This is a genomic window from Gemmobacter caeni (assembly GCF_003054195.1).
In the GTDB taxonomy this organism is placed as follows: Bacteria; Pseudomonadota; Alphaproteobacteria; order Rhodobacterales; family Rhodobacteraceae; genus Gemmobacter; species Gemmobacter caeni.
Window position 1 is genome coordinate 72,927 of record NZ_QBKP01000011.1, and the last position, 25,716, is coordinate 98,642.

General features: G+C 64.9%; 27 protein-coding genes, 2 tRNA genes and 1 riboswitch. Of the genes, 18 read left to right on the forward strand and 11 right to left on the reverse strand.

The features are described 5' to 3' along the window. The first annotated feature begins 55 nt into the window (after positions 1–55). From C8N34_RS16490 to C8N34_RS16500, 3 genes are read left to right on the forward strand one after another with little or no spacing between them, the layout of a single operon-like run. A complete protein-coding gene (locus C8N34_RS16490; protein ID WP_054302735.1) occupies positions 56–439 on the forward strand; it encodes a hypothetical protein in 384 nt (127 codons plus the stop codon). Between the two features lie 58 nt (positions 440–497). After that, complete coding sequence (locus C8N34_RS16495) at positions 498–1,874, forward strand: leucyl aminopeptidase family protein (protein WP_108129711.1); 1,377 nt, start codon at positions 498–500, stop codon at positions 1,872–1,874. Position 1,875: 1 nt separating this feature from the next. After that, positions 1,876–2,697, forward strand: a complete 822-nt coding sequence (locus tag C8N34_RS16500) for a C40 family peptidase (protein ID WP_054302737.1) — start codon at positions 1,876–1,878, stop codon at positions 2,695–2,697. A 9-nt stretch (positions 2,698–2,706) separates the two neighbouring features. Here the strand turns inward: C8N34_RS16500 and C8N34_RS16505 are convergent, their stop codons facing one another. Next, positions 2,707–3,063 (reverse strand): DUF2794 domain-containing protein, encoded by a 357-nt coding sequence (locus tag C8N34_RS16505; protein ID WP_108129712.1) that lies wholly within the window; start codon positions 3,061–3,063, stop codon positions 2,707–2,709. A 277-nt stretch (positions 3,064–3,340) separates the two neighbouring features. After that, positions 3,341–4,342 carry an asparaginase gene (locus C8N34_RS16510; protein WP_108129763.1) on the reverse strand — a complete coding sequence of 334 codons (1,002 nt, stop codon included), beginning with the start codon at positions 4,340–4,342 and terminating at the stop codon, positions 3,341–3,343. 166 nt (positions 4,343–4,508) lie between these two features. Between C8N34_RS16510 and C8N34_RS16515 the strand changes: the two genes are divergently transcribed. Then, positions 4,509–5,042, forward strand: a complete 534-nt coding sequence (locus C8N34_RS16515; RefSeq protein WP_054302739.1) for an invasion associated locus B family protein — start codon at positions 4,509–4,511, stop codon at positions 5,040–5,042. 141 nt (positions 5,043–5,183) lie between these two features. Beyond that, a complete protein-coding gene (rlmN, locus tag C8N34_RS16520; protein ID WP_108129764.1) occupies positions 5,184–6,374 on the forward strand; it encodes a dual-specificity RNA methyltransferase RlmN in 1,191 nt (396 codons plus the stop codon). A gap of 12 nt (positions 6,375–6,386) precedes the next feature. Here the strand turns inward: rlmN and C8N34_RS16525 are convergent, their stop codons facing one another. After that, entirely contained in the window at positions 6,387–7,874 is a 1,488-nt protein-coding gene (locus tag C8N34_RS16525; protein ID WP_054302740.1) for a hypothetical protein, read from the reverse strand. A 299-nt stretch (positions 7,875–8,173) separates the two neighbouring features. Here C8N34_RS16525 and C8N34_RS16530 point away from each other — a divergent pair, with 299 nt between their 5' ends. After that, positions 8,174–9,394 carry a winged helix-turn-helix domain-containing protein gene (locus tag C8N34_RS16530; RefSeq protein WP_108129713.1) on the forward strand — a complete coding sequence of 407 codons (1,221 nt, stop codon included), beginning with the start codon at positions 8,174–8,176 and terminating at the stop codon, positions 9,392–9,394. Positions 9,395–9,406: 12 nt separating this feature from the next. Here C8N34_RS16530 and C8N34_RS16535 read toward each other — a convergent pair whose 3' ends face one another. Then, positions 9,407–10,288, reverse strand: a complete 882-nt coding sequence (locus C8N34_RS16535) for an N-formylglutamate amidohydrolase (RefSeq protein WP_054302742.1) — start codon at positions 10,286–10,288, stop codon at positions 9,407–9,409. A 135-nt stretch (positions 10,289–10,423) separates the two neighbouring features. Here C8N34_RS16535 and C8N34_RS16540 point away from each other — a divergent pair. Next, a tRNA-Val gene (locus C8N34_RS16540) sits at positions 10,424–10,498 on the forward strand. 63 nt (positions 10,499–10,561) lie between these two features. Continuing rightward, positions 10,562–10,687 carry a type B 50S ribosomal protein L36 gene (ykgO, locus tag C8N34_RS16545; protein WP_054302743.1) on the forward strand — a complete coding sequence of 42 codons (126 nt, stop codon included), beginning with the start codon at positions 10,562–10,564 and terminating at the stop codon, positions 10,685–10,687. 60 nt (positions 10,688–10,747) lie between these two features. On the opposite strand, the gene C8N34_RS16550 is transcribed toward ykgO, so the two are convergent. Then, entirely contained in the window at positions 10,748–11,314 is a 567-nt protein-coding gene (locus tag C8N34_RS16550; protein WP_108129714.1) for a peroxidase-related enzyme, read from the reverse strand. 108 nt (positions 11,315–11,422) lie between these two features. Between C8N34_RS16550 and C8N34_RS16555 the strand changes: the two genes are divergently transcribed. Continuing rightward, the gene (locus C8N34_RS16555) at positions 11,423–12,034 is read left to right on the forward strand and encodes a glutathione S-transferase (protein WP_054302745.1); all 612 of its coding nucleotides are present in this window, start codon (positions 11,423–11,425) and stop codon (positions 12,032–12,034) included. Between the two features lie 13 nt (positions 12,035–12,047). Here the strand turns inward: C8N34_RS16555 and C8N34_RS16560 are convergent, their stop codons facing one another. Next, positions 12,048–12,623: a phosphatase PAP2 family protein gene (locus tag C8N34_RS16560; RefSeq protein WP_108129715.1), complete on the reverse strand. Its 576-nt coding sequence runs from the start codon at positions 12,621–12,623 to the stop codon at positions 12,048–12,050. A gap of 254 nt (positions 12,624–12,877) precedes the next feature. Here C8N34_RS16560 and petA point away from each other — a divergent pair, with 254 nt between their 5' ends. From petA to C8N34_RS16575, 3 genes are read left to right on the forward strand one after another with little or no spacing between them, the layout of a single operon-like run. Next, positions 12,878–13,438 carry a ubiquinol-cytochrome c reductase iron-sulfur subunit gene (petA, locus tag C8N34_RS16565; protein ID WP_108129716.1) on the forward strand — a complete coding sequence of 187 codons (561 nt, stop codon included), beginning with the start codon at positions 12,878–12,880 and terminating at the stop codon, positions 13,436–13,438. A gap of 11 nt (positions 13,439–13,449) precedes the next feature. Further along, entirely contained in the window at positions 13,450–14,763 is a 1,314-nt protein-coding gene (gene petB / locus C8N34_RS16570) for a cytochrome b (RefSeq protein ID WP_054302748.1), read from the forward strand. 19 nt (positions 14,764–14,782) lie between these two features. Next, positions 14,783–15,571: a cytochrome c1 gene (locus C8N34_RS16575; protein WP_054302749.1), complete on the forward strand. Its 789-nt coding sequence runs from the start codon at positions 14,783–14,785 to the stop codon at positions 15,569–15,571. Positions 15,572–15,619: 48 nt separating this feature from the next. Here C8N34_RS16575 and C8N34_RS16580 read toward each other — a convergent pair whose 3' ends face one another. The 4 genes from C8N34_RS16580 to thyX all read right to left on the reverse strand — a co-directional run bounded on the left by C8N34_RS16580 (position 15,620) and on the right by thyX (position 19,909). Continuing rightward, positions 15,620–16,303, reverse strand: a complete 684-nt coding sequence (locus C8N34_RS16580) for a thiamine ABC transporter ATP-binding protein (RefSeq protein WP_054302750.1) — start codon at positions 16,301–16,303, stop codon at positions 15,620–15,622. Further along, the gene (locus C8N34_RS16585) at positions 16,290–17,816 is read right to left on the reverse strand and encodes an ABC transporter permease family protein (protein ID WP_108129717.1); all 1,527 of its coding nucleotides are present in this window, start codon (positions 17,814–17,816) and stop codon (positions 16,290–16,292) included. Before C8N34_RS16585 ends, C8N34_RS16580 begins: the two co-directional genes overlap by 14 nt. Continuing rightward, a complete protein-coding gene (gene thiB / locus C8N34_RS16590; protein ID WP_054302812.1) occupies positions 17,792–18,772 on the reverse strand; it encodes a thiamine ABC transporter substrate binding subunit in 981 nt (326 codons plus the stop codon). The genes C8N34_RS16585 and thiB overlap by 25 nt, the downstream gene beginning before the upstream one ends. 39 nt (positions 18,773–18,811) lie before the next feature. Next, positions 18,812–18,912, reverse strand: a riboswitch (TPP riboswitch). 91 nt (positions 18,913–19,003) lie between these two features. Continuing rightward, positions 19,004–19,909, reverse strand: a complete 906-nt coding sequence (gene thyX / locus C8N34_RS16595) for an FAD-dependent thymidylate synthase (RefSeq protein ID WP_054302752.1) — start codon at positions 19,907–19,909, stop codon at positions 19,004–19,006. Positions 19,910–20,101: 192 nt separating this feature from the next. Between thyX and C8N34_RS16600 the strand changes: the two genes are divergently transcribed. From C8N34_RS16600 to C8N34_RS16625, 6 genes are all read left to right on the forward strand, one after another. After that, positions 20,102–21,160 carry a hypothetical protein gene (locus tag C8N34_RS16600; protein WP_108129718.1) on the forward strand — a complete coding sequence of 353 codons (1,059 nt, stop codon included), beginning with the start codon at positions 20,102–20,104 and terminating at the stop codon, positions 21,158–21,160. A gap of 2 nt (positions 21,161–21,162) precedes the next feature. Continuing rightward, complete coding sequence (locus C8N34_RS16605) at positions 21,163–22,548, forward strand: surface lipoprotein assembly modifier (protein WP_108129719.1); 1,386 nt, start codon at positions 21,163–21,165, stop codon at positions 22,546–22,548. A 76-nt stretch (positions 22,549–22,624) separates the two neighbouring features. Beyond that, a complete protein-coding gene (locus C8N34_RS16610) occupies positions 22,625–23,053 on the forward strand; it encodes a VOC family protein (RefSeq protein ID WP_108129720.1) in 429 nt (142 codons plus the stop codon). Between the two features lie 48 nt (positions 23,054–23,101). Next, entirely contained in the window at positions 23,102–24,847 is a 1,746-nt protein-coding gene (gene recJ / locus C8N34_RS16615) for a single-stranded-DNA-specific exonuclease RecJ (RefSeq protein ID WP_108129721.1), read from the forward strand. 68 nt (positions 24,848–24,915) lie between these two features. Beyond that, positions 24,916–24,990, forward strand: a tRNA-Glu gene (locus C8N34_RS16620). A 107-nt stretch (positions 24,991–25,097) separates the two neighbouring features. After that, entirely contained in the window at positions 25,098–25,424 is a 327-nt protein-coding gene (locus C8N34_RS16625; protein ID WP_108129765.1) for an arsenate reductase family protein, read from the forward strand. Between the two features lie 72 nt (positions 25,425–25,496). Here the strand turns inward: C8N34_RS16625 and C8N34_RS16630 are convergent, their stop codons facing one another. Further along, positions 25,497–25,703, reverse strand: a complete 207-nt coding sequence (locus C8N34_RS16630) for a cold-shock protein (protein ID WP_054302756.1) — start codon at positions 25,701–25,703, stop codon at positions 25,497–25,499. Positions 25,704–25,716 lie beyond the last annotated feature (13 nt).

Consider the following 25,716-nt stretch of genomic DNA (forward strand, 5'->3'; position numbering starts at 1 on the left):
TCAGCCTGCCCGCGCAGGATGGACGCGGGTGTGAAACAACGGGTTGGGTGACGCCATGAGCGTTCAGGTAACGGTCCTTCGACCGAAAGAGCAGTTGCGGCAGGATGTGGAGCCTGTTGCGGCCATGTATCGTGATATGGGCACCGCGCAGGCGGAACAGGTGGTGACGCGCGCGCTGGGGGAGCTTGCGCTGACCATGGCGGGGCTGGCGCAGCAGGTGCGCGGCCATGACATGACGAACCTGTCACGCCAGTTGCGCAGGCTGCAACGTATGTCTGAACATATGGGCATGATCAGCCTTGGCCTTGTGGCCGCCGATGCCCGCGATTGTCTGGAACAGGGCGATTCGACGGCTTTCTCGGCGGTCTGGGCGCGGCTGTTGCGGGTGGCCGAGCGGTCTTTGGTGGTGGATAAGGACGTGCTGGACCAGAGCCTTTAGCGGGGCTTGCGGGCGGCGATGGAACGGCTAGGCTTCGGCCGATCTGGAAGGAGTTGCCATGACCCCCGCATTCGCCGATCCGCAAAGCCTCTCGCGCCCGCTGCATGTGGTGGCTGCCGACGATCTGGAACGCTGGCTGGAGGCCGCGCCGCCCGGTCTTGCCGTCTGGGCGCGGGACAATGCCTTCAGGGCCGGTCTGGGCGATGTGCTGCCTCTGCCGGGCGAGGGTGGGGTCATGGCCGGGGCGCTGATCGGGTTCGGCACCGCGAAGACCCGTGCGCGCAGCCGGTTCGGCCTGTCGCGTGCGGTCACCACCCTGCCTGCGGGCGACTGGCATTTCGAGGGATTGCCGCCGGATCACGCCGCCGAGGCGGCTCTGGGCTGGCTGCTGGCACAGTATCGGTTCGACCGTTACAAACCTTCGACCCGCATTCTGCCGCGCCTGAAATGCCCGGCGGGTGTGGATGAGGCGCAGATTCTGGCGATGGCGGCGGGGGAATATCTGACCCGCGACCTGATCAACACCCCCGCACAGGATATGGGACCGGCCGAGCTTGAGGCGGCCTTCCTGGCGCTGGCCGGGCGTTTCGGTGCCGCGACCCAGATTGTCGCGGGCGATGCGCTGGAGCGGGACTTCCCGATGGTTCATGCGGTCGGCAAGGGATCGGACCGGGCGCCACGTCTGATGTCGCTGCGCTGGGGGCAAACGGGGCCGAGCCTGACGCTGGTCGGCAAGGGGGTGTGCTTCGATACCGGCGGGCTGAACCTGAAACCGTCCTCTGGCATGCAGCTTATGAAGAAGGACATGGGCGGCGCGGCCACGGTCATGGGGCTGGCGCTGATGATCATGCAACTGGACTTGCCCATCCGGCTGCGCGTCATCGTTCCGGCTGTGGAAAACAGCGTGTCGGGCCGTTCGATGCGGCCGAAGGACATCCTGCGCTCGCGGAAGGGACTGACGGTCGAGGTAAATGACACCGATGCCGAAGGACGGCTGGTGCTGGGTGACGCGCTGACATGGGCGGCAGAGGAAAACCCGGAGCTTCTGGTCTCGATGGCGACGCTGACCGGCGCGGCGCGGGTGGCGGTGGGGCCGGATCTCGCCCCCTATTACACCGATGACGCAAGGCTGGCAGCGGCGCTGGAGGCGGGGGCTGCCACAGGTGCCGATCCGGTGTGGCGGCTGCCGTTCCATGATGCCTATGAAAGCGTGATCGAGCCGGGGATTGCCGATCTCGACAATGCGCCGGGCTTCGGCTTTGCCGGGTCGATTACTGCCGCGCTGTTCCTGCGCCGCTTTGCCGATCATCCTCGCTATATGCATTTCGACATTTACGGCCATACGCCCAGCGATGCCCCGGCCCGGCCCAAGGGCGGCGTGGGGCAAGGCGCGCGGGCGCTGCTGTGCGCGCTTCCTGATATGCTGGGACTCTGATTTGGACCGGCGCCTGACCCCCGCAAATGCCCGTGCCGCGCTGGACAGCCTGCGCGGGATTGTCGATGCGCCGGTCTATGTGCCGGGTGAACCCGCGCGGGTTCTGCCGGCTGTTTCGGATCTGCTGAAAACGCCCGAAGGCGCGCGGGACCGTCAGGTGCTGCACGGCGAGGTGATGACGGTCATTGACAGGCATGAAGGCTGGGCCTTCGTGCAGGCGGCGAAGGATGGCTATTGCGGCTATCTGCCGGACAGGGCGTTGGGCGCGCCAGAGGCGGCAACTCACTGGGTCTGTACCCCGTCAACGCATCTCTACGAAGGGCCTAAAGTGCAGCACCGCGCATTGATGCAGCTGCCGATGGGGGCCCGGCTGAGGGTCATCGGGCAAACCGGCCCCTGGGCGGAAACGGCGGCAGGCTTTGTGCCCGCAATGCATCTTATGGCGCTGGGGCAGCACCATCCGGACCCGGCGCGTGTGGCGCAGAGGTTTCTGGATGCGCCCTACCTTTGGGGCGGCAATTCCGTGGCCGGGCTTGATTGTTCGGGGCTGGCCCAGCTTGCCTTCGCCGCCTGCGGGGTTTCACTGCCCGGTGACAGCGATCTGCAATCCGCCTGCGGGCGGGCCATCGCGGCCGAAGAGCCGCTGCGCCGCAATGACCTTCTGTTCTGGAAGGGTCATGTTGCCATCGCCCTGTCCGCGGACCACATGATCCACGCCACTGCTTCGGTCATGGCGGTGACGGAAGAACATATCGGTGAGGGTATCGCCCGTATCCTTGCGGCAGGGGAGGGGCCTGTGACGCACCGGCAGCGGATCGTCTAGCCTGACGGCCTATTCGATGGGACGGATCAGCTTGCGGTCAAAGACACGCAGCACGGCCACCAGATCATGCCCGCGTCGCAGCACCTGCCCGCCTTCCCCGATCACGGCATAGGCCCCCTGTTTCTGCCGCAGCTTCGGGCGCTTCTCGATCCGGTACAGCGGCACTTCGGCAGTGCGGCGGAAAACCGAGAAGATCGCAACATCGCGCAGGGCAGAGATCGCATAATCGCGCCACTCGCCTGCGGCGACCATGCGGCCATAGACCGAAAGGATCTGGCCCAGTTCCATCCGGTCGAAACGCACAACCTCTGCCGAAGTCGAGGGCAGCGGGATCGGGGCAGGCGGCACGGGAGGCAGGATCGACATGTCATGATGCTGTCACCAACCCTGCCGCAAATCAAGCGGTCTGGCGGCGCGGCCCTTTGGCCTCAAGCTTGCCGCGATCTTCGTCAAAAGGCCCGGATGGCACCATGATTGCGCCGCGAATCCGGGGGATGGTGAGAGCAGGGTGAAAGCCGGGGTCGATGGACGAAAGCCCCCACCCAGCCTGTCGGCCCCGGTTTTTGCCTGTGAGTGGCCCCCCGGACAGCCCTTTCGGCTTTTCGGGGGGTCTTGTCATTTGGCCAGCGCGTGCGCCAGGCGGTCAGGCGCCGGGGAAGCCTTCGGCAAGCCGGATCTCGCCCGTCTCGATCCCGCGCCAGTTGCGCTGGACCGCAGCGAGCCGCCGCCGGGCAGCGGGATGCGCCGGGTCCAGCACGCCAAGGCGCACCAGAAGTGCGGCGATGGCGGCCTCCGACGCGCGGCTGTTGCCATCGATGATCTTCAGCGCAATGCCCATCCTGCGTTCGGGCACGATAGCGACGAATACCGCTTCGGCTCCGGTCTTGATCGTCACGCGGCCGCCCATGGCACGCATCAGCTCGGTACAGGCACGACCTTCACCACCCACAAGTTCGGGAAATTCTGCCATGGCGCGCGTCAGGCGGTGCGCCGCGCGGTCGCGGGCATCTCCCGTGCCGGTGGCGGTGGCGAAAGAGGCCATGGCGCGGGCAAGGCCATGGACCGTGGTGGCGAAGTTAGGGGCCGAACAGCCATCGACACCCCAGCCGGGGCTGGCCTCGCCCGTCACCTCTTCAAAGGCGGCGCGGATGGCGCGTTGCAGCGGATGGTCGATTTCCACATATTCAGGGCCAGCCTTCACATGACGGCTGTAGGTCAGGAAGCCCGCATGCTTGCCGGAACAGTTGTTGTGATACTGGCAGGGCTCGTCCCCGGCGCGGATCAGCCGGTCGCGTTCCGTCCGGTCTGACGGCTCGTGGCTGCCGCAGCGCAGATCGGCCTCGGCCAAACCCAGACCCTCCATCCAGGCGCGTACCGTATCGACATGCAGCGCTGCGCCCTGATGGCTGGCGCAGGACAGCGCGAGTTGTGCCGGGCGCAGACCCGCCGCATCGGCGGCCCCGCTTTCGACCAGTGGCAGCGCCTGCAACATCTTGCAGGAGGAGCGCGGAAAGATCACCGCGCCGGGATCGCCCCAGCTTTCGACGATCGCGCCGGTTTCATCGCAAATCACTGCATGGCCGCTGTGGCTGCTTTCCGGCAGCCCCCCACGCCAGAGTTCGACCATCCGCACCGCTGCTGTCATTTTCATCCTCACAGATGCGCGATTCCTTGCCCAGCAGACTTTCGCGCCTTGCCATTTTCTTGTTATGCAGGGATATCGGGTGAAATGCCCGCCCGCCACAGGAAAAGCCGGAAGAACGGTACTGGCGGGGCGGCAGAGGCAAAGACACGGCTGGAGGCTGTATCAGATGACATCCCTTCTCGCACGCACGCTTGGCGGGGCAGCGCTGGCATTCGTTGCGGTGACCGGAGCGCAGGCGCAGGAATCGACCAACCAGGTTGCGGTTCAGACCGACTGGTCTGTGTTCGTGGAACCCAAGGATGGCAAGCCCAAGGAATGCTGGGGCGTTTCGGTTCCCAAGGAAACGGTGAACAGCCGGGACGGCAAGCCTGTCTCGGCCCGCCGTGGCGACATCCTGCTGTTCGTCACCTATCGCGCAGGCGGTGGTGGTCGGGGCGAGGTGAGCTTCACCGGCGGCTATCCTTTCGCCAGCGGATCGACCGTAACGGTGGATATTGGCGGCACGACCTTCGATCTGTTCACCGATGGCGAATTCGCCTGGGCCGCGCCGGAACAGGATGCGTCCATCCTTGCGGCGATGAAAAAGGGCAACAGTGCCATTCTTTCGGCCCGGTCCGGGCGCGGGACGCAGACCAAGGATACGTTCTCGCTGCGCGGCTTCACCGCAGCGATGGACGATGCGGCCAAACGCTGCCAGTAAATCGGTGATCTGGTCCCCCGCAGGCCGCCTTCGGGCGGCCTTTTGCGTTTCGTCGCCCAAGCCCCTTTGGCAAAGGCGGCGATTTCCTGTATGAACCCCCTTCATCCGAAGGAATCCGTTGCCATGAACGCCCCGAATCCCATGCCCGAGGCTCCCGCTGCCGTCGCCCCGATCACGCAGGACGTGCTGACCATCCCGCGCAAACTGCCTGAGGGCGGGTTGCGCAATCTCGTCGGCCTCACGCGCGATCAGTTGCGCGACGCGCTCATTGCGGCGGGCACGCCGGAAAAGCAGGCCAAGATGCGGGTCGGGCAGATCTGGCAATGGATCTACCATTGGGGCGTGCGCGACTTCGCCGCCATGACCAATCTGGCGAAGGATTATCGCGCGCTGCTGGCCGAGCATTTCGAGATTTCGGTGCCCGAAGTGGTGACGCGGCAGGTCTCCGCCGATGGCACGCGGAAATATCTGCTGCGCATCGCGGGCGGGCACGAGGTCGAGGCGGTCTATATTCCCGAGGAAACCCGTGGGACGCTGTGCATCTCCAGCCAGGTTGGCTGCACGCTGACCTGTTCGTTCTGCCACACCGGCACGCAAAAGCTGGTGCGCAATCTGACAGCGGCGGAAATCGTCGGTCAGGTTATGGTGGCGCGCGACGATCTGGGCGAATGGCCGGTGCCGGGTGCGCCGAAGGATGAGACGCGGCTGGTATCGAACGTTGTGCTGATGGGCATGGGCGAGCCGCTTTACAACTTCGACAATGTGCGCGACGCGATGAAGGTGGTGATGGATGGCGAGGGCATCAGCCTGTCGCGTCGCCGCATCACCCTTTCCACCAGCGGCATCGTGCCGGAAATCGCCCGCACGGCCGAGGAAATCGGCTGTCTGCTGGCGATCAGCTTCCATGCCACCACCGACGAGGTGCGTGATCGCCTGGTGCCGGTGAACAAGAAATGGAACATCGCCACCTTGCTGGACGCGCTGCGCGACTACCCGCGCCTGTCGAACAGCGAGCGCATTACCTTTGAATATGTGATGCTGAAAGGCGTGAACGACAGCGATGCCGATGCAAAACGCCTGGTGAAGCTGATCGCGGGCATTCCGGCCAAGATCAACCTGATCCCCTTCAACGAATGGCCCGGTGCGCCTTATGAGCGTTCCGACTGGGAGCGGATCGAGGCCTTTGCCGACATCGTCTACAAGGCCGGTTACGCCAGCCCCATCCGTACCCCGCGCGGCGAGGATATCATGGCGGCCTGTGGCCAGTTGAAATCGGCGACCGAACGCGCGCGCAAGTCGCGCGCCGAAATCGCGTCGGAAGCCGGGCTGTAAGCCCGGCGCCGGTCAGACGAAGACGATCTGATCGCGGTCAGCCCAGACCAGATCGGTGAAGCGCAGATGCGCCTCGCCGATGGTGATTTCCAGCTTGCGACCACTATAGCGGCTGAATACCGGCTCAGCCTCGCCGTCGATACGGATCGAGTCGGTCCCTGTGTCGAAGCCCATGATCCGGTCGATGCCCTTGTCCCGCGCCGGATCGATGATCACCACATGGTCCCAGCCGCTCAGGCGCAGCACGTCATCCCCCCGACCGCCACTCACCTCAGCGTAAATGCTGTTCCTGCGGACGACCAGCACATCGGCGCCCGATCCCCCGAGCAGGGTGGAATTGCCTCCGATCATCTCCAGCCGGTCATCGCCCGCGCCGCCCGACAGGATGTCATTCCCCGAGGTCGAGATGAGCGTGTCATTTCCGCCGTCACCATGAAGCAGATCATCCCCGTAATCATAGCGACCGCTGTCCGAGGTAATGTGGTCGTCGCCCGTTCCGCCGCGGAGCAGATCCGAACCCGAGCCGCCTTGCAGCGTGTCACTGCCCGCGCCGCCGAACAGTAACTCGTCCGCCCAGCCGCCGGTCAGGCTGTCGTTCCCACCTTCACCGTAGAGCCTGCCCTGCGTATCTGTCAGGACGTCAGCGCCACGACCACCCCGGAGAACATCATCCTCCCCGCCGCCGATGATCGTATCATTCCCGCCCATGCCCGAGAGGGTGCTCTGGCCAATGGGGCCAAGCAAGAACTCCGAGCGGCTGCTCATTTTCAGACTTACGCCGAAGCCGTCCGCCTCAACCTGCCAGCCTTTCGTGTTCAGTGGCTGGCCATAAAGCTTCTGAAGCGCCTCAGTATCCAGGGAGCGGTAGCTTGAGAAAAAACTGTTCCCGCTTTGCGTGTAGGACATCAGGGTATTGCTGCTGTTGTCATGCTGACCCGGCAGGGTGACCGAGCCTTCGAACGGGTGCTTCAGACCAAGAGCGTGGCCCAGTTCATGCAGCATCACCTCGAAAGCGAAGGTTCCGGGCGCGTAACTGGTGTTCTGCGGAAAATCCAGCACGAGATCCCCGCCGCTTGGCAACGAGCCGTCTACCCAAGGATAATTAGCCCAGCCCGCATAGCGATTGGTGCTGATGGAGTTGTAAATGTCGATCATCGCCCCGCCGGACTCGCTTTCAACCAGCAGGATCCCGGCGGTTTTCATGGCGATGTCGGCGGCCTTACGGAATTCTTCGCGCTGTGCCGCGTTGAACGGAATATAGCGGTCACTGTCGTAGGGGTTGACGTCGGACAGTGAGGGCAATTCCTTTTTAGACAGAAAGGAATAGGTCACGACAACGGGCGTTTTGAGATCCGTGAGGGCGTTCCAGCGCGCGCTGGGGTGCTCAAGATAGGCCAGCAGGGCGCGCGAGCTGCCTGCGGGGGGCGCGGGAATCTCTGCGCCGGGGCCATCATCCCCTTCACCCGGACTTTTGGCACCAAGCACACACAACAGACACATGCACGGCCTCCTACTGGCAAGATACAACCTTGGGGCGTGAACTTAGTCTGTGGGCAGGAGTGGCACAAGAGGCGGTGACCGCCGCTGAGGGCCGTGCTGCCCTGCCGGGTCAGGCCGGGCTCAGGATGCGGCTACCGTCGAAATCGAACCATTGCGGCAAGTCTGCGCTTGGGCGCCTGGGTGGCGCTTCGCCTGCTGCAATCCATAATTGCTGTGGCAAGCCGGAATGCAGCGCGGAACAGACACGGGCGCGGGGTTCTCTGGCTTGTCTGTAGCGCGCCTGCTGCTAACCTGCGGCCATGTCTCAGCTCCCGCTTGTTCCCAACGCCCGCGCCCGGCGCATTTTTCTAGACCGTCATGCGCTGGCCGAGGCGCCGTCAGGTGTGGCCAGTGGTGCGGCGCTGCATGAACTGATCACCCGGATCGGGTTCGTGCAGGTGGACAGCATCAACACCGTATCGCGGGCGCATCACATGATCCTGTGGGCGCGGCGTCAAAGCTATCGCCCCGAGGCGCTGGCCCGGTTGATGGAGCGTGACCGGCTGCTCTGGGAGCACTGGACCCACGATGCCTCGATCCTGCCGGTGGCGTGGTTTCCGTTCTGGCGGCGCCGGTTTGAACAGGATCGCGCCCGTCTGGTGCAGCGCTGGACCGGCTGGCAGCGCGCGGGATTCCACGAGAAGTTTGACGAGGTGCTGGCACGGGTTGCCGATCATGGTCCCGTCACCTCGGCCGATGTGGGGGAGGGGGAGGCGCGCGGGTCTGGTGGCTGGTGGGACTGGCATCCGTCAAAGGCGGCGCTGGAATATCTGTGGCGCGTGGGCGAGCTGTCGGTGACGCGGCGCGACGGGTTTCGCAAGGTTTATGACCTGACCGAGCGGGTGATCCCGGCGGAATGGCGTGCCCACCTGCATGATGATGCAGCGGTTATCGACTGGGCCTGCAATACCGCGCTGGACCGGCTGGGCTTTGCAACACCGGGCGAGCTGGCGGCCTATTGGGCTGCTGTCACGCCGGATGAGGCAAAGGTCTGGTCCGAAGCCGCGCTGGCCTCGGGCGCTGCGATTCGTGTCGCGGTGGAAGGGGCCGATGGCAGCCTGCGCACCCATCTGGCCCGTCCCGATCTGCCGCAGTTCGACCCGCCCGAACCGCCAGGGCGCCTCCGCATCCTTTCGCCCTTCGATCCGGCCCTGCGCGACCGCAAGCGGGCCGAGCGACTGTTCGGGTTTCATTACCGGATCGAGGTTTTCGTGCCCGAGCCGCAGCGGCGGTTCGGCTATTACGTCTTTCCGGTGCTGGAGGGCGCACGGCTGGTGGGGCGTGTGGATGCCAGGGCGCAGCGCGACCGGGGCGTGCTGGCGGTCCGTGCCTTCTGGCCCGAGGCCGGAGTGTCGATGGGAACGGGACGCCGCGCGCGGCTGGAGGCGGAACTGGATCGCCTCGCCCGGTTTTGTGGCTGTGATAACGGCGTCGAATTCGCCGCCGACTGGCTGCGCGACCATCTGCCGCCTGAACGTTGAGGCCGGGCGGCGCTATTCCGCTGCCAGTGGCATCGCGCCGCCGGGGCGGCGGAATGCCCCCGCGAGTTCGGTGATGATGCCGCCGATCACCTGCCGGAAGGCGGTGAAATCCGTACTGCGGCGGATCGCTGTTTCGTCCATATAAAGCGCGCGGTCGATTTCGATCTGCACCACATGCTGCTGCTGCGACGGGCGGCCATAGGTCTGGGCAATATAGGCCCCGGCGAAGGGTGCATTGCGGACCACCCGCAGGCCCGCGCGGCGGAAGGCGGCCTCGATCCGATCCGTTACCTCGCGCGCCGCAGAAGCGCCGAAACGGTCGCCCAGCACGACCTCGGGATGGGCAATGCCGGGGCGTGAATGCACCTCGATCGCCTCATGTGGCATGGAATGCCAGTCGAGCAGGATGGCCTGCCCCGCGCCCAGATGCGCCTCGCGCAGCAGTGTCTTCAACTGGTCGTGCCACGGATGCCAGTGCCGCGCGATGCGTGCTTCCGCCTCGGCCAGGGAAATCTTTCCGCGATAGATATTGCGACCCTGCGCCACCACACGGGGAATCACCCCTAACCCGGAACTGACGCGCGGATTATGCGCCGCCCGGCCGATTCCCTCGATCACTGCCGGGTCAAGTTCGTCGCTGCCCCGGTTCAGATCCAGAAACGCCCGTGGTACCCGCGCCGCCAGAAGCGGGATGCCCGCTGCCGGCGCCGTGCCGATAAGCTCGTCGACAAAGGCGTCTTCCGAGCTGCGGATCTGGGATGAATCGAGCAGAATGTTATCGAGAAACGCCGGATCATAGGCCCGGCCGCTATGCGGCGATGAAAATACCAGCGGCCCCCGCCCGATCTGCGGGGTGTTCAGGACATAGGCTTCGGTTTCGGTCCGGTGGATCATGTCAAAAGGTATAGCGCGGATTTTTCTGTTGTCGAAACCCCTTGAACACCGCTGCGACTCTCTTTATAGACCCCTCCACGACGCGGTTCTGCCCGCGTCCTTTGTTTTTACAAAGGCTGCGGCAGGGGCAAGTCAGGGCGGTTAGCTCAGCGGTAGAGCACTACGTTGACATCGTAGTGGCCACTGGTTCGATCCCAGTACCGCCCACCATTTTCGTCCCGCAAGGGGCACAAGGCAAGAAGGCGCACGCGCGCCGCGATAAGGAGACGACCCATGAAGGTCAAGAACTCGCTGCGCTCGCTGAAGACGCGTCACCGCGACTGTCAGGTTGTGCGCCGTAAAGGCCGGGTCTATGTGATCAACAAGACCCAGAAGCGCTACAAGGCCCGTCAGGGCTGATTGGCGCCAAGCCATCGCTTTGGAAAGACCGCCGCGGGAAACCCGGCGGTCTTTTTCATTTCAGCGCGCCATGGCGTGATATTCGGGGTTCGGCCGCATCTCAACCGCCGCCGCCAGCCGGTTCGACATGTTGTAGAAAGCGGCGACGGCGGCGATATCCCAGATATCCGCATCGCTGAATCCTTCCGCCCGCAGGGTGGCCCGGTCGGCCTCGCCCATTTCGGCGGGATGGTTGGTCAGCTTCACCGCGAAGGCCAGCATGGCCCGCTGCCGGGGGGAGATATCGGCCACGCGCCAGTTCTGCGCCACGGTTTCCGCCAGCGCCGGATCGCCGGAAAGCTGGCGCAGCGCCGCGCCATGGGCAGTCAGGCAATAGACGCAGGCATTCTGCGCCGAAACGGCGACCGCGATCATCTCGCGTTCCGCTTTGGTCAGCCCCGAGGGTGCCAGCATCAGGTCGTTATACATCGCACTGAAGGCGCGCAGTTTTTCCGCGTCGAAAGCATAGGCCAGCAGCACATTCGGGATCATGCCCAGCTTTTCCTGACACTTGCCGAAATAGGCGGCGATGTCGTCGGGCAGCGGGTTTTCGGGCTCCAGATCCAGCGCGGTTACGGTTTCGGTCATTGCATCCTCCCTTATAAGTGACAGCCTGCACCGAAGCGGGAAAGGTTCCAACGCGAAATCGCGGGGCTATGCTGCCTGAAGTCGAATCGCCGACCGGAGGACAGGATCATGCGGCTGTTTCATTCCCCGACCTCGCCCTATGTGCGTAAGGTCATGGTTTTGCTGCACGAAACCGGGCTGCTGCCAAGGGTCGAACTGGTGGCGGCGCAGGGCACGCCGGTTGATCCTGGGTCCATGCCGGTGGACCGCAATCCACTGGGCAAGATTCCAGCGCTGGAAACCGACGAGGGGGTGGCGCTTTATGACAGCCGGGTGATCTGTCGCTATCTGGATGATCTGGGCACCGCAGGGCTTTACCCGCCTGCGCCCGCCCTGTGGGAGGTGCTGACACTGGAAGCGACAGCGGACGGTATCCTCGATGCCGCGATCCTGATGGTCTACGAATCGCGGGTGCGGCCCGAGGAGCGGCGGCATCCCGACTGGGTGGAAGGGCAGTGGGCCAAGATCGCCCGTGCGCTGGATGCGGCCGAACGGCGGTGGTCCGGTCATCTGGCCGGGCCGCTGGACATGGGCCAGATCGCCCTGGGTTGTGCGCTGGCCTACCTGGACTTCCGGCATTCTGACCGACCGTGGCGCGCAGCGCATCCGCATCTCGCCGCCTGGGAGGCCGAGTTTTCCGGCCGAGCCTCGATGCTGGCGACGCGCCCGTCAACGGTTTGATTTCGAAGGGCTTCTAGGTTCTGGAAGGCAGGTGCGACCAGAGACTGCGGCGGCAGGCGGCGCGCAGGCTGCCAAGCCATCGGATCACGGTGCGGCGTGCGCGGCTGTCGCGGCGCAGCACGCGTTCTCCCAGCCAGCCCAGAACGGCCCCGGCCAGAACCTGCCAGATGTCATGGGCCTGCGCCTGAATGCGTGAGGCCCCCACAAAACCCGCCCCGATCACCACCACCGCACGGGCGACCGGATGCGGCGGCAGGCAGTCATGCAGCAGCGCGCTGGCGCCGAAACCGGCAGCGGCGGTGTGCGCCGAGGGGAAGCCATCGCTGCCACCGCCGGGCCGCCGGTTCAGCGCCGTGTTGCCCAGCAGTTGCTTGGTGCCATGCGCAACGGCAATCACCCCGGTAAACCGCAAAAGCAGCTCGCCCGCCCGGCCATCCGCTGCGGCACAGGCCAGGGCCACGACCGGCAGCGCGATCTGAAGCCGGTCGCCATAGCGCCGCGCCGCCGGTTCGCAGAGAATCAGGCTCAGCGACAGAGCTGCCAGCACCAGCTGGACACGGCCGAGCATTTTCCAAAAGGGCCTGATCATCGGTGCCTCCGCCACTTGCGGGCCTGCCTAACGTGCCGATGTAACAGGCAGTTCACGCGCCCGTGTCGCAGGCATTGTGGCATTGCGAGGGGCGAATGATGCGAAAATGCCGCATCAAACCGGGGCCTGCGCGCCTATGACCGCTGGACGTGACGGGGGCGCTTGGCTAAAACCCGCCCATCACGGCTGCGGGCGACCGCCGCCCCTGATTTGCATGGGTCGCATGAGGCGGCCCTTGAGAGGGAGAAGATCTCGTGTCCCACGCAGAAGATCACGCAGGCACCCGCAGGGATTTCCTGTACTATGCAACGGCTGGTGCCGGCGCCGTCGCTACCGGCGCGGCGGTCTGGCCGCTGATCAACCAGATGAACGCTTCGGCTGACGTGCGCGCCCTTGCCTCGATCCATGTCGATGTCTCCAATGTGGCTGTGGGCTCGCAGCTCACCGTGAAATGGCTTGGCAAGCCGGTCTTCATCCGCCGCCGCACCCCCGAAGAGATCGACGCCGGACGCGCCGTTGCGCTGACCGATCTCGTCGATCCCCATGCCGACAATGCCAATAAGCCGGATGCCGATGCCGCCGACCAGAACCGCACGCTGGACGAAGCGGGCGAGTGGCTGGTGATGATGGGCGTCTGCACCCACCTCGGCTGCGTGCCGCTGGGCAATGGCGCCGGTGACTTCGGCGGCTGGTTCTGCCCCTGCCACGGCTCGCACTACGATACGGCTGGCCGCATCCGCAAAGGGCCCGCGCCGCGTAACCTGCCTGTGCCGGTGGCGCAGTTCACCGATCCGAACACCATCAAGCTGGGCTGAGGGAGACACCGATGGCCGGAATTCCGCACGACCATTACGAGCCCAAGACGGGCATCGAAAAGTGGCTGCATTCGCGCCTCCCGATTGTCGGGCTGGCCTATGACACGCTGATGATCCCTACCCCGAAGAACCTCAACTGGATGTGGATCTGGGGCATCATCCTGACCTTCTGCCTTGCATTGCAGATCGTGACCGGCATCGTGCTGGTGATGCACTACACGCCGCATGTCGATCTGGCCTTCGCCAGCGTCGAGCACATCATGCGTGACGTGAACGGCGGCTTCGCCCTGCGTTATCTGCATGCCAACGGCGCCTCGCTGTTCTTCGTGGCCGTTTACCTGCACATCTTCCGGGGGCTCTACTACGGCAGCTACAAGGCACCGCGCGAAGTGACCTGGATCGTCGGCATGCTGATCTACCTCTGCATGATGGGCACCGCCTTCATGGGCTATGTTCTGCCCTGGGGTCAGATGTCCTTCTGGGGCGCGACCGTGATCACCGGCCTGTTCGGCGCCATTCCGGGCATCGGGCCGGATATCCAGGCCTGGCTGCTGGGCGGACCGGCTGTCGATAACGCCACGCTGAACCGCTTCTTCTCGCTGCACTACCTGCTGCCCTTCGTGATCGCGGCCCTCGTCGCCGTACACATCTGGGCCTTCCACACCACCGGCAACAACAACCCCACCGGGGTCGATGTGCGCCGCGGGTCGAAGGAAGAGGCGAAGAAAGACACCGTTCCGTTCTGGCCCTACTACGTCATCAAGGATCTGTTTGCGCTGGCCGTGATTCTGGTGGTGTTCTTCGCCATCGTCGGTTTCATGCCGAACTACCTTGGCCACCCGGACAACTATATCGAGGCGAACCCGCTGGCGACGCCTGCGCATATCGTGCCGGAATGGTACTTCCTGCCGTTCTACGCCATCCTGCGTGCCTTCACTTCGGACGTCTGGGCGGTGCAGTTCGTTCAGTTCATCACCTTCGGCATCGTGGACGCCAAGTTCTTCGGCGTGCTGGCGATGTTCGGCGCGATCGCGGTTATGGCGCTGGCGCCCTGGCTCGATACCTCGTCGGTGCGTTCGGGCAAGTATCGTCCGATGTTCAAATGGTGGTTCTGGCTGCTCTGCGTCGACTTCATGGTCCTGATGTGGGTTGGCGCCCAGTCGACCGAGTTCCCCTATGACTGGATCTCGCTCATCGCTGCGACCTACTGGTTCGCCTACTTCCTCGTGATACTGCCGCTTCTTGGCGTGATCGAAAAGCCGCTGGCCATCCCGGCGACCATCGAGGAAGACTTCAAGGCCCATTATCCGCACGCGGCCGAGTGAGAGAAAGGAAGTAACTGAGATGCTTCGCAAAATCGCAATCAGCGCGATCTCGGCTCTGGCCATCACCTCCGGCGCCGCCATGGCTGCCGGTGGCGGCGGCCACATCGAGGATGTCGCCTTCTCCTTCGAAGGTCCGTTCGGCAAGTTCGAAAAGAACCAGCTCCAGCGCGGTCTTCAGGTCTTCACCGAAGTCTGTGCGGCCTGCCACGGTCTGAAATATGTGTCGATCCGCACGCTTTCGGACGAGGGCGGCCCGCAGCTTCCCGATGATCAGGTCCGTGCCTATGCCAAGAACTTCTCGGTGGTCGACAAGGACACCGGCGAAGAGCGTGAGGCGGTCCCGTCGGATCACTTCCCGCCGAACACCGGCGCGGGTGCCCCTGACCTCAGCCTGATGGCCAAGGCGCGTGCGGGTTTCCACGGCCCTTACGGCACGGGTCTGAGCCAGCTGTTCAACGGCATCGGCGGTCCGGAATACATCCATGCGATTCTCACCGGCTATACCGGCGAGACCAAGGAAGAAGCGGGCGAGACCTATTACGAGAACCACGCCTTCTCGACCGGCTGGATCAAGATGCCCCCGCCGCTGGCGGATGATCAGGTGACCTATATCGACGGTCATCCCGCGACGGTGGACGCCATGTCGGAAGACGTGTCGGCCTTCCTGATGTGGACCGCCGAGCCGAAACTGATGGCGCGCAAACAGATGGGTTTTGTCGCCGTTCTGTTCCTGATCGGCCTTTCGACGCTGCTTTACCTGACCAACAAGCGGCTCTGGGCCAAGGTTAAGGGCAAGAAGCTGGTCTGATCTGGCGCCTGTGAAACGAAAAGCCCCGCAGGAAACTGCGGGGCTTTTTCATGTGCCGAGATAGCGGGCCAGCGCAGGTGGCGGATTGGCGAATAGCGCTTCCGTTGACGCAGGGGGGGCGGCGACACCATCAGCCACCAGAATGGTGTGCGAAGAAAAGCGCTGCGCATCCTCGGGGTCATGCGTGACCATGAGGACCAGCGCCGGACCCGCGAGTTCTTCGACCAGCGCCAGCATTTCGGCCTTAAGGGCCGGGCCAAGCGCGGCGAAGGGTTCATCCAGCAGCAGCATCGGCCGGGCGCGCAGCAAGGCGCGGGCCAGCGCAGCGCGGCTTTGCTGGCCGCCCGACAGCGCGGCGGGGCGCCTGTTGCCCAACCCCCCCAGCCCGACCCGCTCCAGCGCCCGGTCAACCGCCGCCGAGTCGACGCGCCGCAGCGAGGGGTCAAGCCCGAGGCCAAGGTTCTGCGCCACAGTCAGATGCGGGAACAGGTTCTGATCCTGAAACAGGATCGACAGCGGGCGCCTGCCCGGCGTCAGCTCGTCCAGCGGCTGACCTTCCCAGCGAATATGACCTGACGCCAGCGGTATGAAGCCTGCAAGAGCATTCAGCAGGGTCGACTTTCCGGCCCCAGAGGGGCCGATGACCGCGATACGCTGGCCCGGCCCGGCCTGCCAGTTGGCGACCAGGCTGAAATCGTCCTGCTGAATCGTGACATTCTCAAAGCTCAGCACCGGCGCGCCCCCATCTGTCACATATCCAGAACACGCCGAAGGCCGCGATCACCAGCAAAAGCGACGCCGCCGCCGCCGCCTCCATCCGATAGGCGGCCATCAGGCGGGAAATCACAAGGGGCAGGGTCGCCCCGTGCTCTGCCGCGAACAGCGCGACGACGCCCAGGTCACCCACCGCCAGCGCGGCAGTCAATCCCAGTGCAAAGCCCAGCGGGCGGCGGAGGCGGGGCAGGATCAGCAGGCGGAGCGCGGCCCAGCCACACAGGCCCAGTGATTCCGCCAGCGTGCCATAATCGGCCACCAGCACGCGCGCCTCTGGCAAAAGGATGCGATAGGCGAAGGGCAGCGCCATGACGGCGGTCACCAGAATGGTGACCGGCACCGCCATGTCGGGTGGTGCCACGAACGGAAAGACCAGCAGAAACAGCCCGGTGCCCAGAACAAGCTGTGATCCGGCCATGGGCAGCATCGCCACCGGCTCCAGCCAGCGGGCCCCATGGGCGCGGGCCAGCGCCAGCACCAGCGCGGCAGAAACGGCCAGAGGTGCGGTGCAGAGGGCGACCAGCAGCGAGGTCAGCAGGCCGGGCCAGACCCCTGCGGGCAGGCTGGCAAGGCCGGGAACGCCACGCAGCACCACTGCGCCGATGGGCAGGGCGAGGAAGGTCGCCGCCAGCCCGATGGCGCCAAAGTCGATCAGCTGCCGCCAGCCGCCGGGCGCGGGCAGATCGGCCTGACGGTCGAGGCCGGCGCCGAATCCGCCCGGCGTGGTGAAGAAGGACGCCAGCGCCACCGCCAGCCCGCAGGTCCCCACCTGCATCAGGGCCAGCGTGGCGGCACGGGGCAGGTCGAACTCGAACCGGATCGCCTGATAGATTGCCAGTTCCACGGTCGTGGCCGCCGGACCGCCGCCCACAATCAGCACCACGGCAAAGCTGGTCAGGCAGATCGCAAAGACCGCGAGCAGCACGCCGGGCAGCACATCGCGCAGCATCGGTGCCTCGATATGGCGCCAGAAATCGGTGGGCCTGAAATCGAGACTGGCGGCAAGCCTCAGGCGTTCCGCCGGAATGGCCTGCCAGCCTTGCAGCAGCATTCGCGTCGCCAGCGGCATGTTCAGAAAGATATGGGCCAGCACCACGCCGCCCAGCCCGAAGATCGAGACGGGGGCCAGACCCAACAGACGCAGCCCGCCATTCACAAGACCGGCGCGGCCGAAAACCGCCAGCAGGCCCAGCACCGCCACGATGACCGGCAACAGGAAGGGTGCCCCCAGCGCAGTGATCATCAGCCTGCGCCCGGCAAAGCGGCGGCGGGCCAAAGCACGGGCAAGCGGCACCGCACAGGCGGTGGAGGCCAGCGCGGAAAGCGCGGCCTGCGTTACCGTAAAGCGCAATGCGGCCAGATCGGCTGTGCCGACCCCGCCGCGCCCGGCTTGCGCCAGAACGACTGCCACGGGGCCCAGCGTCAGCGCCGCCAGCCCCGCCGCAATCAGCGCGCCAGCGCGGCGCGCCATTCTTCCAGTGCCGGGGCGCGCAGCGCCTCGGCCTCATCCGCGCCCAGCAGCAGCGATTTGGTCGGCTGCACCAGCGTCTCGAACCCCTTCGGCAGCCCCTCGGCGGGTACATGGGCGGGATACATCCAGTTCGTCGTCGGCAGCACCGCCTGCGCCGCATCCGACAGCATATAGGCCATAAAGCGGTCAGCCAGTTCAGGCTGGTCGGAAGCGGCCAGTTTGCCCATCACTTCGACCTGCATATAATTGCCCTCGTCGAAGACGGCGGCGGTCTTGCTGTCATCCTGTTCCGAGATCAGGTGATAGGCGGGCGAGGTGGTGTAGCTGAGCACCATATCCGCCTCGCCTTCAAGGAACATGCCATAGGCTTCGGACCAGCCGGGGGTGACGGTGACGATATTGTCGGCCAGATCCTTCCAGACCTGCGCCGCCTCGTCGCCATAGGCCGCCTTCACCCACATCAAAAGGCCCAGACCGGGGGTGGAGGAACGCGGGTCCTGAATGACGATCTTCAGGTCCGATCCCGCCAGATCACGGAAGTTCTTCGGTGCATCCAATGTGCGGTTGTGGACAAAGGCGAACCAGCCCCAGTCGTAGGGCACGAAGTTCGCATCTTCGAAGGCGACCGGCAGGTCGAGTTCGGGGGCCTGACCATGTGGCGCGAACAGGCCGGTTTCGCGGGCCGCGGCGGTCAGGTTGGTGTCCAGACCCAGAACCACGTCGGCATCGGTCCTTGCGCCTTCCAGTTGCACGCGTGCCAGCAGCGCGGCACCGTCCCCTGCCGGTATGAAGCGCAGATCGCAGCTGCATTCGGCCTCGAAGCCCGTTTCGATGGCCGGGCCGGGGCCCCATTCGGATACGAAGCTGTCATAGGTCAGCACGTTCAGTACCGGGGTCTCTGCCGCCACGGATGTGGCGACAAAAGCGAGACCCGCAGCAAATTTGAGAGATTTCATCGTCATTCTCCTATCTGCGACGGGCGGAGACGGGAGTATGGCCGGGCCACGCACCTTCCCTCCGCCGGTCCTAACCGGTTCAGGTTCAACGGGTCCGCGTTGCCGCATCTCAGCCCAGTAGGGCCCCCCGAGGTGCGGGAGACAATAGGGCAGGGTGAGCCATGTGCAAGGGGAATCGACAGGAAACTGGACGGCGCCACCGGCCCGGGGGAGGTGGCGCCCGGTCGGGGGTCAGCCCCAGACCTCGGTGAACTCGCGCCATTCGCCCTTGCTCATGCCGCTGTCTTCCTGCGCGACTGTTTCGCCCGCGAGACGACGCTTCAGGACGGCGATGGCCCTGGCCGACAGGGTGACTCCGCCCATGCGGTAATCCTCGAAAGCGCCAAACGCGACCGGCACCCAGTCCGCCACCACTTTCGCAATCGCCTCGGCATAGACGCGAATTTCATATTGTGCATGGGCGTCGGCGCGCAGCCGCAGGAAGTGGAACAGGTTGTGCAGATCGACCTTCCAGTACCATTGCGTATAGATATTGGCGGGCAGGTTCATCCGCGCCAATTCGCGCGCAAGGCCCTGCTGGCCGTCCTGGCTGAGCATTTCCTCGTAATGGTCATAGCTGCGGGCGGCATCGGATTTCAGGATTTCCAGCACCCGCGCCGCTTCATCGCCTTGCAGCACGGCGCCACGGCCCTGATTGTTGACCGTCGATTGCGCGGCCAGATGTTCAGGGGTCGGGATGTAGAACTCACGGTCCATGATCGAATAGCGGGCGCTGTATTCGTTCACATTGGCGGTGCGGTGGCGAATCCACTGGCGCGCGACAAAGATCGGCAGCTTCACATGCAGCTTCACCTCGCACATCTCGAACGGGGTGGAATGCCAGTGCCGCATCAGATAGCGGATCAGGCCGCTGTCGTCGTTCACTTTCCTCGTGCCCGCGCCATAGCTGACCCGCGCGGCCTGCACGATGGCGGCATCGTCGCCCATATAGTCGATCACCCGGACAAAGCCGTGGTCCAGCACCTGATGCGCCCGGTAAAGATGGGCCTCCATCCCTTCGGAGACAGCGCGAAGGGTAGGGCGCGGGGTCGCACGCAGGGCGTCGATCTCGGCTTGCTGTTCAGGGGTCAGGGGCATGGTGTGGTCCTTCGTATGAGTCGGAAACCACTATATCTGGGCGAAGCCCCGCATATAACCCACCGGATGATGCGTGGTGCAGAGATGCCGCAGCCTTCATCCAAAGTGATGAACGGTGCGAAACTCGTTGACTTTACAGGGATTTTGGAAAATCTGGAAAGAAAAACGCAGCAGTGTCACAGGACCGTTATCATGTCTCAGCTTCGTACGGCGCTTGCCGCGCTTCTGCTTTTGTCTGCCTGTAGCGGCAGCCCGTTCGAGGACCCGACCGACGGGGGCACCGATGGTGGCACAGACGGCGGGACCGATGGCGGAATTGACAGCGACCGCGAGCTGCCTCCCGGCACCGCCAGCCCCAAACCGGATAAGCGGATCGTCCGGTACGAGGCGCGGGGTACGGCCTCCACCGATGGCGACAGCGGCAACGGCTATGTGACGAAGGTCAGCTACAACCGCGACAGTGACACGTTCAGCGTGGATGGCCTGCCCTTTGATGGCGACAATGCCTATACCCGTGGCACCAAGGTCGGCTCGCTGGGCAAGGTGGCGGTTTACGAAGGAAAGCCCACCCTGGACGGGATCGAGCAGATCCAGCACCGTGCGCTTTATGGTGTCAGCAGCGACGGGCAGGTCGAATTCGCCATCGTCCGCACCGGCGGCTATGTCGATTACGGCTTCGGCGGGTTCATCTATCAGCGGAACGGATCGGTCACTCTGCCCGCCGAGGGCACCAATACCGCCGACTATCGCGGCCAGGCGCGTTACAAGGGCAAGTTCGATTCGCTGCGGGATTTCAAGGCCAAGAGCGGGCTTGAATATGGCCGCGCTGACATGACCATGGATATCGACTACGACGATTTCAACGATGGCAATGGCGTCAAGGGCCGCATCTACAACCGCAAGATCTATGATATCAACGGCAAGGAAATCACCGACGAGGTGGTGGCCGCGCTGTCCGCGGAGTCGGATCGCAAGCAGGACGGTCTGCCGGAAATCCGCTTCCGCGTGCAGCAGGGCGTGATGGACGACAATGGCGAGATCGTCGGAACCGTCTCTTCCAGCTATTATAATGGCAGCGGGGCGATCGAAGGCTTCGAACAAGGCAACTACTATGCCATCGTCTCGGGCAAGAATGCCGAGCGGGTGGTTGGTGTGGTTGTGGTCGAAGGCGACGACCCGCGCTGGTCGGGCGTGACCACGCGCGAGACCGGCGGCTTCATCCTGAAGCGCAAGAAGGCGAGCACGAACTGACGATGCTTCGGCCGCTGCGGTTCCGGCTGGCGGCGGGGCTGATCGCCGCCGCCCTGCTGGGGCCAACCCAGATCCGGGCCGAGGATGCCATGACGGCGCAGGAATTGCGCCGCATCGGCTATGCGATGATGGCCGAGGGCGATGCCCGGGGCGCCGAGGCGCTCGCCGAGGCTTTGCTGGCACGGGATGCAGGCGATACCGCCGCGCTGATGCTGCGGGCACAGGCCCGGCTGAAGCTGGGCCGCGCGGGCAGCGCGCGGGCTGATGCGCGCGAGGTCTACCGGATCAGCGACAAGCAACAGGCCCGGTTCGGGGCGGCGATGTTCGTCGCAAGCTCGCTGGTGGAAGATGGCTATGTCACGCGCGGCCAGCTCTGGTTGCGTCTGGCGGCGCAGGCTGCGCCGGACGACGCCAGCCGGGCAGCGGTGGCCAAGGATTACGATTTCGTCCGTTCGCGCAATCCGTGGCTCTGGAACTTCAACCTGCGCGCCAATCCTTCGTCCAACGTGAACGACGGATCGACCGAGGCGAGTTACACCAATCCGGGCATCCCCTGGCTGGGCCCCGAGATCGAGATTACCGGCGCGCAGAAGGCGCTGTCGGGGGTGGAGGCGACTGCCGGGTTCGGCGTGACCTACCGCTTGCCCCCTACCGCCACCACGATGACCGCGCTGCATTTCCGCGCGGAACAGACCAAGGTACAGCTTTCATCCGAAGCGAAGCGCATCGCGCCCGGTGCTCTTGGCCGCGACTATGACAGCGCCAGCGTCGAGGCGGGCATCAGCCGCCGCTGGCGCCCCGAAACCGGCCAGACAACCTATGGATTCGGGGCCTATGCCTCGCATGACTGGGCGGGTGGCTATGACCTGTCCAACGCGCTGCGGCTGGAGGCACAGGCAGACCGGCCGCTTGGGAACGGTGTGGCGGGCATGGTGGCGCTGAGCGCGGAACGGCAATGGCGGCTCGATTCCGCGGTGCGTTCGGCGGATGTCGTGTCGCTGACCTTCGGAGTGCAGCGCCAGCTCGCCAATCAGGACCGGCTTCAATTGACGTTGGGAGGGCGTGTTACCGCGACCGACAGCCCTGGCCTGCGCAACAATGCCGTCACGGCCCGTCTGGCCTGGGACAAGGCCCGGCCTCTGGCCGGGTTTTCGGTTGGCGGTGCGCTGACCTTCGAGGCGCGCGACTACCCGGATTCGCCCTTTGATCTGCGTGACGGGCGGCAAGACCGGCGCATGTCGCTGGATATCTCGATCCAGCATGAGGATGTGCAGTTTTACGGCTTTTCACCGACACTGGATATCCGCGCGGCCCGCAACCATTCCGATGTCGGGCTGTACAGCTCGCGCGGGCTGGGCGTGACGCTGGGCATCCAGTCCAGCTTCTGACTGGCATCCGCCGGATTTGACCCTATGTTTCCGCTACCGGCGGCACAGCCGCCACGGCCAAAGGCGAGGGAATCCGATGAAGCTGAAATATCTGCACACCATGGTCCGCGTGCTGGACCTTGAAAAATCCATGGCCTTCTATCGCCTGCTGGGGCTGGAGGAAACGCGGCGCTATGAAAACGAACAGGGCCGGTTCACGCTGGTCTTCATGGCGCCGCCCGGTCAGCCGGAATGCCCGGTGGAACTGACCTACAACTGGGATGGCGATGATGGCCTGCCCTCGGACAGCCGCCATTTCGGCCATCTGGCCTATGAGGTGGCGGACATCTATGCCACCTGCCAGCATCTGATGGACAATGGCGTGACCATCAACCGGCCGCCGCGCGACGGTCGTATGGCCTTCGTCCGCAGCCCGGATAATGTATCGGTGGAGCTGTTGCAGGCGGGCACGGCGCAGGCGCCGGCCGAACCCTGGACCTCGATGCCGAATACAGGGCACTGGTAAGGCAGCAAACCCCTTGCGGGCACGGGGCGAAGCGGTCAGGACGGGCGCATGACGGATCGAGCTTTTCTGAATGTCGAAGCCTCGCTGACCGGACGGCGCTGGCTTGGCCCCGACCCATCGGTCACCCGGCAGGCCGAGGCGCTGGCCCAGGCAACGCGGCTTCCCGCCGCGTTGTGTCAGGTTCTGGCCGAACGCGGCGTGGCCCCGCAGGAGGCGCAGGCTTTCCTCGCCCCCGCGCTGCGCGACCTGCTGCCCGATCCGCTGAGCCTGCGTGACATGACCCCGGCGGCAGAACGCTTCCTGAAGGCGCTGCGCAACCGCGAACGCATTGCCATCTTCGCCGATTACGATGTGGATGGCGGCTCGTCCGCCGCGCTGCTGCTGACGTGGTTGCGCGCCATGGGGCGGCCTGCGACGCTTTATATCCCCGACCGTATCGACGAGGGCTATGGTCCCAACGTGCCTGCCATGCAGGCGCTGGCCGCTGCGCATGACCTGATCATCTGCGTCGATTGCGGCACGCTGAGCCATGAGCCCATCGCCGCCGCGAAGGGCGCAGATGTGGTGGTGCTGGATCACCACCTTGGCGGCGAGACGCTTCCCGATGCCGTCGCGGTGGTGAACCCCAACCGGCAGGACGAGGATGGCAGTCTTGCACATCTTTGCGCGGCTTCGGTCGTGTTTCTGTTGCTGGTCGAGGCGAACCGCCGTCTGCGGGCCGAAGGCGTGCAGGGACCGGATCTGATGGCGCTGCTCGATCTGGTGGCGCTGGCCACCGTGGCCGACGTGGCGCCGCTCATCGGGGTGAACCGTGCCTTCGTGCGGCAGGGGCTGCGGGTGCTGGCGCGGCGCGAACGCGCCGGGCTGCGTGCGCTGGCCGATGTGGCGCGGATGGATCAGGCACCCACGCCCTACTCGCTGGGCTTCCTGCTGGGGCCAAGGGTGAATGCGGGCGGGCGGATCGGTCAGGCCGATCTGGGCGCCCGTCTTCTCGCCACCGATGACCCGGCCGAAGCGGCGGCGCTGGCCGAACGTCTGGACCAGCTCAACACCGAGCGGCGCGAGATCGAGGCGGCGGTGCGTGCCGCGGCCCTCGCGCAGGCCGAAGCCCGCGGGCTGGATGGTCCGCTGGTCTGGGCCGCCGGGGCAGGGTGGCATCCGGGCGTTGTCGGCATCGTGGCCGCGCGTCTGAAAGAGGCGACGAACCGTCCCGCCGTGGTTATCGGGCTTGAGGGCGGCATCGGAAAGGGATCGGCCCGGTCCGTGACTGGCGTGGACCTTGGCGCAGCGGTGCAGCGGGTCGCGGCCGAAGGGCTGCTGCTGAAGGGCGGCGGGCACAAGATGGCGGCGGGTCTGACGGTGGCCGAGGATCAGATCGAACCCGCCATGGCGCGGCTGGCCGAACTGCTGAAGCGGCAGGGGGCGGGGGCCACTGGCCCCGCTGACCTGCGGCTGGACGGTCTGCTCAGCCCAATGGCGGTCAGCCCCGCGCTGATCGAACAGCTTGAGGACGCCGGTCCCTTTGGCGCTGCCGCCCCGGCCCCGCGCTTTGCCTTTGCCGATCAGGCGGTCAGCGCGCGTCGCGTGGGCGAAAGCCATCTGCGGCTCAGCTTCGGGGATGGCAGTGGCCCGAAGATTGACGCCATCGCCTTTGGCGCCTTCGACGGCCCGCTTGGCCCCGCGCTGGAGAACGCGGGACACCAGCGTTTCCATCTTGCCGGGCGGCTGGAGCTGAACAGCTATGGTGGCCGCACGCGGGTGCAATTGCGTCTGGAGGATGCGGCGCGCGCTTGATGCGAAACTGTCGCATTTTCCTCTTGCGCCGCAGCCAACGCGCCGCTAGATAGCCCCTCACCGGCCACGGCCCGTTCGTCTATCGGTTAGGACGTCAGGTTTTCAACCTGAAAAGAGGGGTTCGACTCCCCTACGGGCTGCCACTTCCTTGTCAGGAAATGGCGGGTTTTCCCCAAGAAGTGGAATACATGCTTGCCCACCCGCCAGGTGCGGGCTACTGCGGGAAACTGGTAAATTCATGGAGCGTCAGATGATCCTTTACGGCATCTCCACCTGCGACACATGCAAGAAAGCTCTGAAGGCCATCGAGGCGGCGGGTCATGCGGTGACGTTCCGCGATATCCGTAAAGAGCCGCTCAGCGAGGCGGAAATTGCGGTGCTGGTGGTGGAGTTCGGGGATCGGATCATCAACAAATCCTCGACCACCTATCGTAGTTTTAACGATTTTCTGAAGGCATCCGAACCGGAGGCGCAGCTTGCCGCGCAGCCGACCGTTATGAAACGGCCGGTCATCGAATCGGAGGGTAAGTGGTTTCTGGGCTGGGATGCCGCAGTGCAGGGCGCGATTCTGGGTTAAGCCGTTCAACGCGGCTGCAAAATGCAAACGGCCCCTCGCGGGGCCGCAGCGTACCGCTTCGATCCGGGCGGATCAGAGCAGTTTCAGATCGCCAGCCGACGAACGGCCGTCACGGCCCGATTGAAGCTCGTAACCGATTTTCTGGTTGTCGCTCAGACCCTTGAGCCCGGCGCGTTCCACCGCCGAGATATGGACGAACACGTCCTTGCCGCCATCGTCGGGTGCAATGAAGCCATAGCCCTTGGTGGCATTGAACCATTTCACGGTGCCGGTCGGCATGCCGTCTCTCCTT